Origin of the sequence: Thermithiobacillus plumbiphilus (assembly GCF_038070005.1) — a bacterium.
In the GTDB taxonomy this organism is placed as follows: Bacteria; Pseudomonadota; Gammaproteobacteria; order Acidithiobacillales; family Thermithiobacillaceae; genus JBBPCO01.
The window spans coordinates 44269-57329 of sequence record NZ_JBBPCO010000016.1 but is presented as its reverse complement, the minus strand read 5'-3'; the positions used below and the strand labels follow the sequence as shown (position 1 = coordinate 57329).

General features: G+C 62.4%; 17 protein-coding genes. 7 read left to right on the top strand and 10 right to left on the bottom strand.

From position 1 onward, the window contains the following. On the top strand, positions 1-244 hold a 244-nt coding region (locus WOB96_RS13835), incomplete at its 5' end, for an SGNH/GDSL hydrolase family protein (protein ID WP_341371889.1). An 89-nt stretch (positions 245-333) separates the two neighbouring features. On the opposite strand, the gene WOB96_RS13830 is transcribed toward WOB96_RS13835, so the two are convergent. Then, positions 334-861 carry an SCP2 sterol-binding domain-containing protein gene (locus WOB96_RS13830; protein ID WP_341371888.1) on the bottom strand — a complete coding sequence of 176 codons (528 nt, stop codon included), beginning with the start codon at positions 859-861 and terminating at the stop codon, positions 334-336. Positions 862-1134: 273 nt separating this feature from the next. Between WOB96_RS13830 and mrcB the strand changes: the two genes are divergently transcribed. The 3 genes from mrcB to hslO are packed head-to-tail and all read left to right on the top strand — an operon-like array spanning position 1135 to position 5310. Continuing rightward, positions 1135-3603 (top strand): penicillin-binding protein 1B, encoded by a 2469-nt coding sequence (gene mrcB, locus WOB96_RS13825; protein WP_341371887.1) that lies wholly within the window; start codon positions 1135-1137, stop codon positions 3601-3603. Beyond that, a complete protein-coding gene (locus WOB96_RS13820; protein WP_341371886.1) occupies positions 3603-4397 on the top strand; it encodes a tRNA 2-thiocytidine biosynthesis TtcA family protein in 795 nt (264 codons plus the stop codon). The genes mrcB and WOB96_RS13820 overlap by 1 nt, the downstream gene beginning before the upstream one ends. A gap of 22 nt (positions 4398-4419) precedes the next feature. Beyond that, entirely contained in the window at positions 4420-5310 is an 891-nt protein-coding gene (gene hslO / locus WOB96_RS13815; RefSeq protein ID WP_341371885.1) for an Hsp33 family molecular chaperone HslO, read from the top strand. Here hslO and WOB96_RS13810 read toward each other — a convergent pair. The 8 genes from WOB96_RS13810 to speD form a co-directional block, all read right to left on the bottom strand. After that, positions 5304-6137: a symmetrical bis(5'-nucleosyl)-tetraphosphatase gene (locus WOB96_RS13810; RefSeq protein ID WP_341371884.1), complete on the bottom strand. Its 834-nt coding sequence runs from the start codon at positions 6135-6137 to the stop codon at positions 5304-5306. The two genes, hslO and WOB96_RS13810, sit on opposite strands and share 7 nt — an antisense overlap. 1 nt (position 6138) lies before the next feature. Then, positions 6139-6684 (bottom strand): UPF0149 family protein, encoded by a 546-nt coding sequence (locus WOB96_RS13805; protein ID WP_341371883.1) that lies wholly within the window; start codon positions 6682-6684, stop codon positions 6139-6141. A gap of 20 nt (positions 6685-6704) precedes the next feature. Next, complete coding sequence (locus WOB96_RS13800) at positions 6705-7007, bottom strand: hypothetical protein (protein ID WP_341371882.1); 303 nt, start codon at positions 7005-7007, stop codon at positions 6705-6707. Between the two features lie 10 nt (positions 7008-7017). After that, positions 7018-7488: a hypothetical protein gene (locus tag WOB96_RS13795; RefSeq protein WP_341371881.1), complete on the bottom strand. Its 471-nt coding sequence runs from the start codon at positions 7486-7488 to the stop codon at positions 7018-7020. Continuing rightward, entirely contained in the window at positions 7481-8221 is a 741-nt protein-coding gene (locus WOB96_RS13790) for an RNA polymerase sigma factor (RefSeq protein WP_341371880.1), read from the bottom strand. The genes WOB96_RS13795 and WOB96_RS13790 overlap by 8 nt, the downstream gene beginning before the upstream one ends. A 105-nt stretch (positions 8222-8326) precedes the next feature. Beyond that, the gene (locus tag WOB96_RS13785) at positions 8327-8683 is read right to left on the bottom strand and encodes a DsrE family protein (protein ID WP_341371879.1); all 357 of its coding nucleotides are present in this window, start codon (positions 8681-8683) and stop codon (positions 8327-8329) included. A gap of 109 nt (positions 8684-8792) precedes the next feature. Beyond that, entirely contained in the window at positions 8793-9632 is an 840-nt protein-coding gene (gene speE / locus WOB96_RS13780; protein WP_341371878.1) for a polyamine aminopropyltransferase, read from the bottom strand. 102 nt (positions 9633-9734) lie between these two features. Further along, positions 9735-10136, bottom strand: coding sequence for an adenosylmethionine decarboxylase (gene speD / locus WOB96_RS13775; protein ID WP_341371877.1), 402 nt, complete (start codon positions 10134-10136; stop codon positions 9735-9737). Between the two features lie 459 nt (positions 10137-10595). Here speD and WOB96_RS13770 point away from each other — a divergent pair, with 459 nt between their 5' ends. The 3 genes from WOB96_RS13770 (at position 10596) to WOB96_RS13760 (ending at position 12031) form a co-directional block, all read left to right on the top strand. Beyond that, positions 10596-11006 carry a hypothetical protein gene (locus WOB96_RS13770; protein ID WP_341371876.1) on the top strand — a complete coding sequence of 137 codons (411 nt, stop codon included), beginning with the start codon at positions 10596-10598 and terminating at the stop codon, positions 11004-11006. 65 nt (positions 11007-11071) lie between these two features. Then, a complete protein-coding gene (locus WOB96_RS13765; RefSeq protein WP_341371875.1) occupies positions 11072-11467 on the top strand; it encodes a hypothetical protein in 396 nt (131 codons plus the stop codon). Positions 11468-11551: 84 nt separating this feature from the next. Next, positions 11552-12031, top strand: a complete 480-nt coding sequence (locus WOB96_RS13760; protein ID WP_341371874.1) for a hypothetical protein — start codon at positions 11552-11554, stop codon at positions 12029-12031. A 22-nt stretch (positions 12032-12053) separates the two neighbouring features. Here the strand turns inward: WOB96_RS13760 and WOB96_RS13755 are convergent, their stop codons facing one another. Then, complete coding sequence (locus WOB96_RS13755) at positions 12054-13025, bottom strand: TerC family protein (protein ID WP_341371873.1); 972 nt, start codon at positions 13023-13025, stop codon at positions 12054-12056. Positions 13026-13061: the final 36 nt, after the last annotated feature.

Sequence of the window (13061 nt, the reverse complement as noted above, 5' to 3'; positions counted from 1 at the left end):
TGCCACTGTCTTTGTCATGACCATCCTGCCGCGCAAGGACAGCGTGGATGCCCGCAATCAGCGGGTGAACCAGCAACTACGTGACTGGATCGCCGCCCAGGGCAATAGCTGCATCAAGCTGGTGGACTCGGAAAAGGATTTCCGGGCCCTGAGCAACTGGCCCAGCCTGATGGGGTCGGATGGTGTGCATTTGGTTCCGCAAGGCTATGCGGAACTGGCGAAGATCATCAACAAGTACCTATAGCGGGTTCCTGCCCGGGCCAGGTGTTCCTGCCAGGAAAAAGGGATGCATCTGCATCCCTTTTTCTGCTGCGCTGCTGCGGATGCCTGAACTCAGGCGGTCGGGCAGGTGCTAGTATCGCTGGGCACCTTGCCCACCAGGTGCAGGAAGTTGGTAAACGGGCTCATGTTGCCCATGGCCTCGCCCTTGGGGCCCTGAAACTTCAGGCGGCCGAACATCATCGCCTTCATCGGGCCGTAATCATCGTTGCCCATCTCGATCCAGCGTTTGGTTTCCGCCCACATGGCGTAATCCACGGAGGGGTCGAGCTTGGTCTGGGCATGGCCGGCCTGCACGCAGATGGCCTTGCCATCCTTGTTGGCGATCTTCATTTCGATGCGGGGGCTGTTCTGGCAGTCCATGCGATAGATCTGCATGATCTTGTAGCCCCGGCCCTTGTCGTTCTTCATCCAGCCGGTCTCGACCAGTTTGTTGGTGAGCACCGGATCCTTGTTCCAGGCATTGCAGGCTTCTTTGGCCCAATCTGCGGACATCAGCGCGGGGGCGGCGAAAACAGACGAACTGCTCAGGGCCAGCAGGCCGGCGGAGAGTAGCGAGGCAGCCATATGGATCTTGTGCATTGACGAATCTCCTCAGGGGTTAAGCAATTCTTGTCTCTGGTTACATGATACCAATACGTAGTATAGTAAGCTTTGCAAAGTTAAGGACTAAAGTTTTTTATGTTTTCATAAGTCCGCCTTGGAGGCGGGTCTTCGATCATCACTGGATGGGTCCATGTCCGGAGCAGTTCCTGATCCCGGCCAGTGGGCAGAAACAACACACCGTGTTCGGCACGCCATCCTGGTGGCTTTAGGATTTCGCGTGCAAAAATCCGCATTTGGTAAAGGAAGTACATGAGCAAGCGTCTGGCCGTGATTCTGGGTATCCTGGGCCTCGTTTTTTCGCTCGGCGCAGTAGCCAGCCTGCTCTATCTGGACAAGCAGGTGACCAGCCGCTTCGAAGGCAAGCGCTGGCAGGTGCCCGCCCGCGTCTATGCCCGCCCCCTGGAGCTTTTCAGTGGTCGCCCCCTGAGTGAGGATGAACTGGTCAACTCGCTCGGGCGCCTCGGCTACCGGGCGGTCAGCAGCGAGCCAGGCCGGCCCGGACAGTACAGTCGCAACGGTCATTCCCTGGAAATCCACAGTCGCGCCTTTGATTTCGGCGACATCCGGGAGCCCGCCCAGGCCCTGCGCGTGGATTTTGCCGGAGACCGGATCAGCCGCGTACGGGCACTTGATAGCGCCGGCAACATGGAGCGGGTCCGGCTGGAACCTGAGGAAATCGGGGTCTTTTACCCGAAGATCCAGGAAGATCGCATTCTGGTCAAACTCAAGGACGTGCCGAAGTCGCTGATCAGTGCCATCGTGGCCACCGAGGACCGGCGCTTCTATGAGCACCATGGCGTGGATCTGCGCGGCATCCTGCGGGCTCTCGTCCACAATGCCCAGGCAGGGCGAACCGTCGAGGGCGGCAGCACCCTGACCCAGCAGCTGGTGAAAAATCTCTATCTGAGCAGCGAGCGCAGCCTCTGGCGCAAGCTGCGCGAAGCCGCCATGGCCATGCTGCTGGAGATGCACTATTCCAAGGATGAGATCCTGGAGGCCTACCTCAACGAGATCTATCTCGGTCAGGACGGCAGTCGCTCGATTCACGGCGTCGGCCTGGCCAGCCGGGTCTACTTCGGCGTCAGTTTAAAGGATATCAACCTGGAGCAGGCCGCTCTGCTGGCGGGCATGATCCAGGCGCCGAATCTCTACAATCCCTACCGGAATGCCAGCAATGCCCGCAAGCGGCGCAATGAGGTGCTGGACAAGCTGGTGGCGGTCGGATATCTCGACAGCGCGCGTGCCGAACGTCTGAAACGCGGCTCCCTGGAAGTGGTGCGGGCCCGCAAGACCCTGGGACCGACACCTGCCTTCCTCGATCTGGTACGGCGCCAGCTGCGCCAGGTCTATGACGAGGATACCCTGACCGCTGACGGCCTGCGCATCTTCACCACCCTCGACCTGCCCACCCAGCGCACCCTGGAGGCGGCCATCGCCAAGGGACTGCCTGACCTGGAGCGGCGCCATCGTCTGCCACGAGGCAGCCTGCAGGGGGCGGGTGCCGTGATCCATCCCGCCACCGGCGAGGTGCTGGCCCTGGTCGGCGACCGCCAACCCGACTACGCTGGCTTCAATCGTGCCCTGGATGCGGTGCGGCCCATCGGCTCCCTGATCAAGCCGGCGGTCTATCTCACGGCGCTCTCGCGCCCGCCCCAGTACACGCTGGCGACCGTGCTGGATGACAGTCCGCTGGTCTGGAAGGTGGCCGATGGCGACTGGAAGCCGGAAAACTACGACCGCCGTTTCCGCGGTCCGGTGCTGCTCGAACGTGCCCTTTACACTTCCTTGAATGTGCCGACCGTACGGCTCGGGCAGGCGCTGGGACTGCCAGCGGTGTTCGATACCCTGCGGGCCCTGGGGGTGCGGCGCAACATGCCCGCTACCCCTTCGCTCCTGCTGGGCGCCCATGGCCTGACGCCCCTGGAGGTCGGCCAGATGTACCAGACCATTGCCAATGGCGGTTATCGCACGGCGGTGCGCAGCATCCAGGCGGTCTATACCGCTGATGGCAAGCTCGTGGGACGCTATCCTGCCAAGACCGTGGAGGCGGTTGACCCACGCGCGGTCTATCTCCTGAATGCCGCGCTCGAGCGGGTGATGCAGGTCGGCACCGGCGCTGCTGCTTCACAGTACATCCCGGTCGGTGCTGGTCTGGCAGGCAAGACGGGCACCACCAATGACATGCGGGACAGCTGGTTTGCCGGTTACAACCGGGACTGGCTGGGCGTGGTCTGGGTCGGTCGGGACGATAACCGGCCTGCCGGTCTCAGTGGCAGTGAAGGGGCGCTGCAGATCTGGGGCCGGATGGCCCGGGATCTTCGCGTACGACCCAAGCCATTGCGCCGTCCTGCCGGCATCGAGGTGCTGCCCATTGACCCGGCCACGGGCTTGCAGCCGGGCCCGAACTGTCTGGAGCAGCCAGCGCAGGTCACCGTCATGCCTGCCTTCAATCCCTTTGACACCCTGTTTGGCGGCCAGCCGGCCCAGCCCGAGGTGCGCGTCATCCATCCGGACTACGTGAACGTGCCCTTCATCACTGGCTCGGCCCCACCCCCGGCTGAACCCTGCCCGATCGTCACCACGGAATCGCAGCTACCTGCGGATGCTGGAGTCCCCGGCAATGAACCGCAGGCACCTGCGCCGGACCAGAACCAGAACCGCGATCCCATGGGCAACGCGATCCAGAATCTCATCCGCGGTCTGGGGAACATGTTCTGATGCATGTAGGGGCAGGCGCTGACGGTTTACCCGAACCCGGGCTGCGGCACCGGCCACCACTACGGCTGGCGCGCCTGGCCAGTCAGGCCATCCGCCATTACCACATGATCGAGCCGGGTGACCGGCTGCTGCTGGGCGTGTCGGGTGGCAAGGATTCGCTGACCCTGTTGCATGTGCTGCTGGATTTCCAGCGGCGCGCGCCGATTCCCTTCGAACTCGCGGCGGTGACCGTCGATCCGCAGAGCGAGGATTTCGATCCCGGCCCCTTGCGTGACTACATACCCCGGCTCGGCATCCCGTATTTCTATATGCAAAAGCCGATCGTGAAGATCGCCGAGCAGCACATGGACAAGCCCTCCTTTTGCAGCTTCTGCTCGCGATTGCGTCGGGGTACGCTGTATGAGTGCGCCCGTCGCGAAGGCTATAATGTGCTGGTGCTCGCGCACCATCTGGATGACCTGGCCGAGAGCTTTATGATGTCGGCCTTTCACAATGGCGAACTGCGCACCATGAAGGCGCACTATCGCATCAAGGATGGCGACCTGCGGGTGATCCGCCCCCTGGTCTACGTACGCGAGCGCCAGACCCGCGCCTTCGCCGAGCATGCCGGCCTGCCGGTGATTGCGGACAACTGCCCGGCCTGCTTCGCCAAGCCTACCGAGCGCGCGCGCATGAAGCAGATTCTGGCCATGCAGGAAACCAATCAGCCCCAACTCTTTCAAAACCTCTTGAGGACCATGCGGCCGCTGATGCAGGATGGGGATCCCCTGGTGGGGCAGCGGTCCAAGGCTTAGTGCCCATCGAGGAGGCCATGTAATGCCAGATTACCGACAGCGATTCACCTTCGAAAATACGCCGATTCGCGGCGAGCTGTGCCAGCTCTCCAGTGTGTACCAGCGAGTCCTGAAGCAGCACGACTACCCGCCCCTGCTCAAGTACTGGCTGGGTGAGATGCTGGCCGCGGTCAGCCTGCTTGGCAGCACCATCAAGTTCGATGGCAGCCTCATCATCCAGGTTCAGAGCGATGGCCCCCTGCGTCTGCTGGTGGGCGAGAGCGATCCAAAGGGCGGCATGCGCGCCTATGCCCGCTGGGATGAGGAGTCTGCCCGGCATTTTGAAGCCGCCGAACCAGACCTGCGGGCGCTCTGCCCTGGTGGGCTGGTCATCATCACCATCGACCCCGGTCCGGACATGGAGCGCTATCAGGGCATCGTGCAGCTCGAATCGACTCTGGCCCGCAGCATCGAGGAGTATTTCGAACGCTCCGAACAGCTGGCGACCCGGCTCTGGCTGAGAGCCGATCCCGAGCAGGGAGAGGCGGCGGGCCTGCTGCTTCAGCGCCTGCCCAACGCCGTGGGCGATTTCGACGACTGGGTGCGCGTCGGCATGCTTGCGGATACCCTGAGCGACGAGGAGCTGCTGCGGGAGGAGAGCAAGACCATTCTGCACCGGCTCTTTCACGAGGATGATCTGCGGCTGTTCACGCCGCAACCGGTTTATTTCGCCTGTCATTGCTCGCGTGAGCGGGTGGAAGGCATGCTGCGCAGCCTGGGAGAGGCGGAATTGCAGGATATCCTGCGCGAGAAGGGATTGATCGAGGTGCTGTGCGAATACTGCCAGGCCCCCTATCAGTTCGACCAGGTGGATGTGGCGGCCCTGCTGGCCAGCGAACACCCCGGCCTGCTGGGGTCCGATCAGGTTCAGTAGCGGGCGCGCGAGCCGGCCGAAGCGCAGTCCACCTGCCAGATGGGGGCGGGCGTGGTTGCGCTGTCCAGTTGGGCGGCAGTCAGTTGCCGGCCCCAGACGCAGCCACTGTCGAGCGCCAGCAGGCGCTCCTCACGCAAGAGCCCCTGGGCTGCCCAGTGGCCGCAGACGATGCGCGCCTGCGGGTGACGTGCGAGATAGAGCTGATGCCAGGGCCGGGACTTGCCTGCCGGGGCTTCCGAGGGCCAGTGAAAACGGTCCTGGGCCGTCATTAGGCGGGCCCGGGTGAAGACCGCCGCCCGGAAGCGCTGGCGCATGTCCTCGTCGCGGCAATCTTCCCAGCGCTCTGGCGCTGGCGCCGCCCAGAGCATGCGCAGGAAGTCCCGCCAGCCGTCCCCGCTCAGGGCATCATGCAGGTATCCTGCCTGCTGCAGCGCCGTATCCTCGTCCCAGTCCGGGTGAATCCCGGCATGCACCACCAGCCAGTCCGTGCCGGGCACCCGCGCCAGCCAGTCCTGCCGGCGCAGCCATTCGATCCACTGAGCGGCCTGCGGATCCGCGAGCACTGCCTCCAGGGTGTCGTCCTTTTTCGGGGGCAAGACGCCGGCGGCGCGGGCGAGCAGATAGATGTCGTGATTGCCGAGCACTAATTGACAGTGCTCGCGCAGGTCATGGATCCGGCGCAGGGTGCCGGCGCTGTCCGGCCCGCGGTTGACCAGGTCCCCCGCGAACACCAGCCGGTCCTGGCCGGGCTCGAAGCCAATTTTTTCCAGCAGGCGGTTTAGCGGGGCGGCACAACCCTGGAGATCACCGAAGGCGTAAACAGCCATTTCAGTGGGTCCCGGGTGGCGGGACTTCCTTCTCGTGGAGTTCCGTGTGAATCAAGGTCACACCCATGCGCACGAATTCCTCCAGCTCGGTAAAATCGGCCTCCTGGGCTTCCTCGGAAAGCTCTGGATCATAGCCTGCCTGGGTGATGGCCTCGAAGTCGCGCAGGATCTCCCGGGCATCGTCCGGTAACTTGCCAGGGGCGCTGAGCCGCAGGCCCATCAGGAATCCCCGGCACCAGTCGGAAAGTGCCGCGACCCGGTCCTGCAAGGGAGCACTGTCAGGCGGTAGCAGAAGCTGGAAGGAGAGGGCATTTTCACCGGCCAGATCCTTGCTGATCTGTATCAGCAGGCCGGCCAGTTGTTTCACCAATGCGGGGTGTTCTTCAGGTGCGCTGTCGCCAATCACGAGCGCCAGCCAGTCCTGTACGGGCGGTAATTGCCTGCCCGCCGCCAGGCCGCTAAGCAGCCCGTGAGTTTCCGCGGGGCCCGCAAGCGCATCCGCCTGCAACAGCAGGGGACTTAGCTTTTCCAGTGTGTCACCGGCCATGCTTGCCTCCCGGGTCTGGCTCAACCCCTTTCCCGCGACTGCCTTGCCCGAAACTCATCACGCAGGCGCTGTTTTTCGGCGGGGTCCAGCCGCTCGTACATCTCGCGTTTTTCCTTGATGCGCTCCCGTTTGTCTGCGGGCATGTCGCGCCATTCCTGCAGGCGGCGCTGCATGTCGGGATCGCGCTCATCGCCCCCGCGGGCGAGCTGCAAGGCAGTGCCTGCCTGGGCAGCGAACTCCGGATCCAGCGTGGAAGCCTGAGCCGGCGGCAGCAGGAGCAACAGGCCAAGCAGGCCGGCAGACAGGGGAAGCCAGTTCAACATCTCATTCTTGTCAGGCATCATGATGATTCTTCTGTAGTACTTCGGGGTGTTCCGCCAGCCACCGGTAGAATTCGAGATCGCTGAGCAGTTCCCGGGTGCCGGGATCCTGCAGGGCTTTCTGATCATCCATGGCGACATTGACCGGGGCCCGCTGCTGCGACTGCATCTGCCAGCCAAGGCCCGCAACCAGCACCAGGGTCGCCAGTGCCGCGCCGAAGCGATATACCGGGGCCATGCCGGGCAGCTTGCGAGGCGCAGCGCGCGGGCGCAGATGCGGGTGCGGCAGGCTGTCCAGGTGTTTCACCCAGAGCGAGGCCTGACTGCTTTGCTGCTGACATTGGCGACATTCCCTGACATGGTCCGCAACCTGCTGCGACAGCGATGGATCGAGGATCTCGGCCCGCCACTGGTCGAGCAGGATCTCGTCCGGGTGTGCGCCATCATGATCGGTATCCAGATGTTCAGATATGCTGCTAATCATGAATATCCTCCTCTCTCCCGTCCAGTTTGGCATTGTACGAGGATCCGGCTTCCTCGTCGCCGTTCCGGGGAGCAAAACCGGCGAGAAGCGTGCGCAGCTTGGCCAGTGCGCGGAAATGATGGGTCTTGACGCTCCCTTCGGAGCACTGCATGGCGATGGCGGTTTCCTTCACCGACAGGCCCTCCCAGTCGCGCAGGATGAAGGCCTGGCGCTGGCGCGGCGGCAGACTGGCCAGGGCGCTGTCGATGGCGACGGCGGTCTGCCGGCCGGATAGCCTGCCTTCCGGATTGGGTGCGGGATCGGGCACTTCGGGATAGAACGGCTCTTCATCCTCGGCGTCGTTGTGCCGCCAGGGCAGGACCAGCCCCAGAATGCGTTCGACCTTGCGGCGGCGCTGCCAGTCCACCATCCGGCGATTGAGGATGGTATAGAACAGCGGCGCCCACTCTTCAGCAGGCTTGTCGCTATATTTCTCGACCAGCTTGAGCATGCTGTCCTGCACCAGGTCCCGGGCGGATTCCTCGTCCCGGATGGCATACCAGACCATGCGATAGGCCCGGTGTTCCACCTGCCTGAAGAAGGCATCCATGTTTGCGGGAGTAGCCAAGGCGTATGTCTGCTTCCTGTTAGCCGGCCTGACCGGGTTGTGATAGGTAGCCAGGGCAAGCGGGGGCAATATCGCCAGGGCCTGTTCCGCCATGCCCGGGGTACGCGTGAAGTTGGAGGCTGTCATTGCCGATACTCCGCAGGTTGCGACCGGGCAATCCGCCCGTTAACCATGCAACGTAAAGGACCTGCAACGGTTTACCGGACAAGGGCGCGCATCCGGCATATCTGCTCAGAACGTCAACACCCGGTCCGAGTTACGAATGCTGGCGACCAGGGTCTTCATCGAGCCCTTGGCCACGCCGGGCAGCAGATCGCCCTCGTTCTTGCATTCGCGCGTCAGACACATGCCGCAGGCCTGCACGTTCATGCCGATCTCAATGTATTCCAACAGCATGTCGCGTTGCGCCTGGAAATGCTCGTCACCCTGGATATCGGGGGACTGCAGCGCCAGTTGCAGCGCCCCCTCGACCAGGAACAGGCAGACCTTCTCGCCGTCCGCCACGGCAGCTCCCGCCAGGCGCAGGGCTGTGAAGGCCGGATTTTGCGGTGCGTCCGGCGACGATTGAATGATGATGGTCCAGTGCATGCTTGCTCCCCTGAATCGGTGCGGGTGGCCCGGTTCCTGATCGGCGCCGACCACCCGCGCTGTTATTATAAACCATGCTTGGGCCGTCCGGGGAGCGGCCGGTTTTTTTCTAGCCGAGCAGGAACTCCGGCATGGCCAGCGCGCCGCGATGCAGGGCGGCGTTGTAATAGCGGGTGGGAAAGGCCTTCGCCTGGGCGGCCTGCTCGCGGAAATCGGCCAGATTCAGGCCCTTGCCCGCTAGGGTGGCGCTCCACCAGCCAGAAGGATAGGTGCACTGCGGGAAATGAATGGTGGCGACGTCGCTGGCCCCGGCTTCGCGCATACGCGCGCGGATACTGCGGATCAGGTCGGCATTGAAGAGTGGTGACTCGCTCTGGCCGACGAGCACGCCCCGATTACCCAGCGCACGCAGACAGTTCTGATAGAATTCGGTGGCGAAGAGGCCCGCTGCGGGCCCGACCGGATCGGTGGAATCCACCATGATCACGTCATAGCTGCCCGCCCTGGCGTCGGCCACCCACTGAATGCCGTCGGTGAAATGAAAGTGGGCGCGCGGGTCCTGGTTGGACTCGCAGAGTTGGGAGAAGTAAATTTCGGCCACGCGGGTGACGCGCTCATCGAGCTCGACCATGTCCACGTGCTCGACGCCGGGGTGCTTCAATACCTCGCGCAGGGTGCCGCAGTCGCCACCACCGATGATGAGCACGCGCTTGGGATCGGGGTGGGAAAACAGGGCCGGGTGGGACATCATCTCGTGATAGACGAAGTTGTCCCGGTCGGTCACCATGACCAGGCCGTCGAGCGTCATCAGGGTACCAAAGCTCTCCGTTTCGAAGATCTCGATGGTCTGGTAGGGGCTCTGCTCGCGGTGCAGGACGTTCAACACCTTCAGGCTGATGCCCGAGCGACCTTCTTCCCAACGCTCCGAATACCATAGTTCCGTGCTCATGCGGTGTCCCTCTGTGTCTGGATGGCGGCTCAGCCGATCTGACTGGTCCTGAAATGGAAAACCCGCCCGCTGGCTGGCGGACGGGTACAGGCTCGCGCGGATCTAGCCGTTGGCGGCCAGCTTGACCGTCACGGAAGCCGGGTCCACGCCCATCATGTCGACCTGGCCACGGTTCATCTCCATGGTGGAGACCTGCTGTGAACGCAGGGCTTCCTTGAGGAAATTCAGCCCCTTTTCCGGGAACACAGTGTCACCGCAGGTGAAGATGTCGACGGCAGCATAGCCGTATTCGGGCCAGGTGTGAATGGCCAGGTGTGATTCGGCGACGATCACTGCGCCGCTGACGCCATAGGGGGAAAAGTGGTGGAAGGTCTGGGTCACGATGGTGCAGCCGGTGCGGCGGGCCGCTTCCAGCATGGCGTCGGTTACCCGTTCAACATCGCTGAGGATGTTTTTGTCACAGTGGTAGAACTCTGCGACGATCTGATGTCCCAAAGAGCGCATCGGTCAAGCCCCCTCTCATTGAGTGCATGTCGGTATTGCGTACATGCGTCCAGTGTGGAAAGTAGCTCCCGTGCACCCCCAGACAGCCCTAGGTTCTGGATTTGGCCTGATCCCGAAGTTTCGCGCCTCTTCTACCGTGCGTGACGGATTTTGCCCCCGGTGCAGCTTTCGGTGCCGTGGAATTCAAGAAGGCGCGTATTCTAGGAAAGTATCGGGGCGAATACAAGCATTTTGCTGATACATGATTACGCACCGGAGCGCTGCCCTGCGACCCCGGCCGGGGGTCTCATTGCCAGAATCCGGAGCGAATCGTCGGGAACCCTGCAGTGCCCGACAGATCTTCCCTCTATCCCATGTTCCCGGTAGCTCCGTCCCGTGGTGGATGGCACTGAACCTTTGCCGCAAATCCGGCTCATTTCCTTATGGGTGCCCTGCAAACGGACCAGAAAAGGAGCGGGTATGAACAGGCACGTGATTGCCTTTTTCGATTCGGCACAAAGCGCGGACCAGGTACTGCCCAGGCTGCAGGCGCTGGGCCTATCATCGCAGGACATGCATGTCTACGGTCAGGATGAGATATTGGGACGCGGCGGCGAGCTGTTGCCGGAAGGGCCAGGGCCCTCGACCCATCTGCCCGATGCCCTGTTCGCTGGCATGCGGAACATGCTTGCCGGCCTCGGTCTGGTGAAGCATGGCCGCGCGCAGCCGGTCAGTGCCGAGGCAGCCGAACCCGAAGCCCCTCAAGCGGCTGGTTCGCGCCAGGGTGGCGTGGTGCTGGCCGTATCGGCCGATGCCGGCCGGGAGGCACAGGTCAGGGACATTCTGCGTGAAGCGGGCGGAATGCCCATGGACATTTCCGGCGAGGGCTGAGGCAGGATTGAACCGCAGTAGAAAACAGGATGTTCGCCCCGGGTACATATACACAGGAGGAAGACGTGGCCAACCGGATCGTCGGATTTTTCAAGGACCCTGGCCAGGCAGGCCAGACAATACTGGCGCTGGTCAATGCGGGCTATGCGCGCGCCGACATCGATCTTTTTTACGATGAGAACTTTTACGTGCCCAATACCGAGATGCATCTGGAGCAGGGCTCGCTGTCCGCCCACTATGGGGGTGCCCGGGTGGATCATCTGCCAAAACTGCTGGAGATTCCGGGTACCCTGGACGCCTATGAGGGCAAGCCCGTCCCGAAGGAGCAGGTCAACGCCTACGTCGCGGGAGTCCATCGGGGTGGTGCGGTGATCAGTATTGGTGTGCCCGAATTCAAGGTGGAACAGACCCTCGACCTGCTGCGTTCCCATGGCCTGTCCGAGGTGGAGCCGAGTCACTGAAACTACTTTCAAGTGGTTCCACCTGTCAGCCAGGGCGGCCAGACTTCGTTATCTATCCGATAACTTCCGTTTTGGAGGTGTGGCATGAACAGGCAATCAGGCGGATATGCGTTTCTGGGCGCCCTGCTGTGCATGGGGACCGTGATACCGGCCCAGGCCGGGGAAAGCCATGGCGGGGTGGTGATTCATCGTGCCGGGGGCTGGCAGACCGGAGGTCCTGCCTTTTCACAGGTGCCACCGGCTTTTCAGGTACCACCCGGTTACGTGGGCCGTATCGGCTGGGGCGGCGGCCTGACGCGTACCCCGGAAAATGCCGAGCGGCAGCATCAGCGATTTCACCAACACCAGCAGTTTCATCACAAGCAGTTTCACGAACACCGGCAGTTCCACGGTGAGCAGTCCGGCTATCTCTACGATTGGTCGGACTCGCAGTTCGCACCGGACTCCCATGCTGGCTGGCCGCATGCCGGTCAGGCCGCACCCGGGCAGGGTTATCAGCAGTTGCAGCGCGCCTGGGATCCGATGAATCAGCGGTCCTACTATTACTACGGACCCTCACGCTGATTTCGTAAGGCGTCGAGGCGGGCTAGGTGTCGCTGTCGGAAGACCTGTTGCGTGCCGGCAGGAGCAGGCTGGCCACCACCGAGGCGCCAATCAGCAGGGCGACTACAATCAACGCGAGCCCGATCGGGATCTTGTAGACTTCCACCAGCAGCATTTTCGCGCCGATAAAGACCAGCACCATGGCCAGGCCATATCTGAGCAGGTGAAAGCGTGCGGCGATGTCGGCGAGCAGGAAGTACATCGCGCGCAAGCCAAGGATGGCAAAGATGTTGGAGGTGAATACAATGAAAGGGTCGGTGGTCACCGCGAAGATGGCCGGGATGCTGTCCACCGCAAAGATGAGGTCACTCAGCTCGATCAGGACTAGGACCAGTACCAACGGCGTGAACCAGCGCCTGCCATCCTGCCGGATGACGAAGCGTTCGCCGTGGTAGCTGTTGGTGATCCGCAGGTGTCCTCGCATCCAGCGTAGCACCAGATTTTGGGACAGATCGGGCGCCTGTTCGGAAAAAGCCAGCATTTTCAGGCCGGTGAACACCAGAAAGGCACCAAAGACGTAAAATATCCAGTGAAACTGCGCGATCAGTACCGCGCCGACAAGGATCAGTACCGCACGCATGACGATTGCGCCGAGAACACCGTAGAGGAGTATCCGTTTCTGATATTCGAGCGGTACCGCGAAATAGCTGAAAACCATCAGAAAAACGAAGATGTTGTCGACGGCGAGTGCTTTCTCGATGAGATAGCCGGTCAGAAACTCCAGTGCTTTTTCGTTTGCCAGCGCGCGACCATGATGGCTGTCGAGGTAAAGCCACAACAGCAGATCAAAGAGCAGCGCCAGCCCGATCCAGAGTGCTGTCCAGGTACCGGCTTCCCGGGCGGAGATCCGGTGTGCCCCGTGGCGGTGCAGGGTAATCATGTCGATGGCGATCATCGCTGCGATAAAGACAATGAAGCCGGACCACATCCACCAGACGGCAATCGTTTGCGGCATGCTGTGTTCCCCGTGCTATCGCGCTCACTCGCTTAG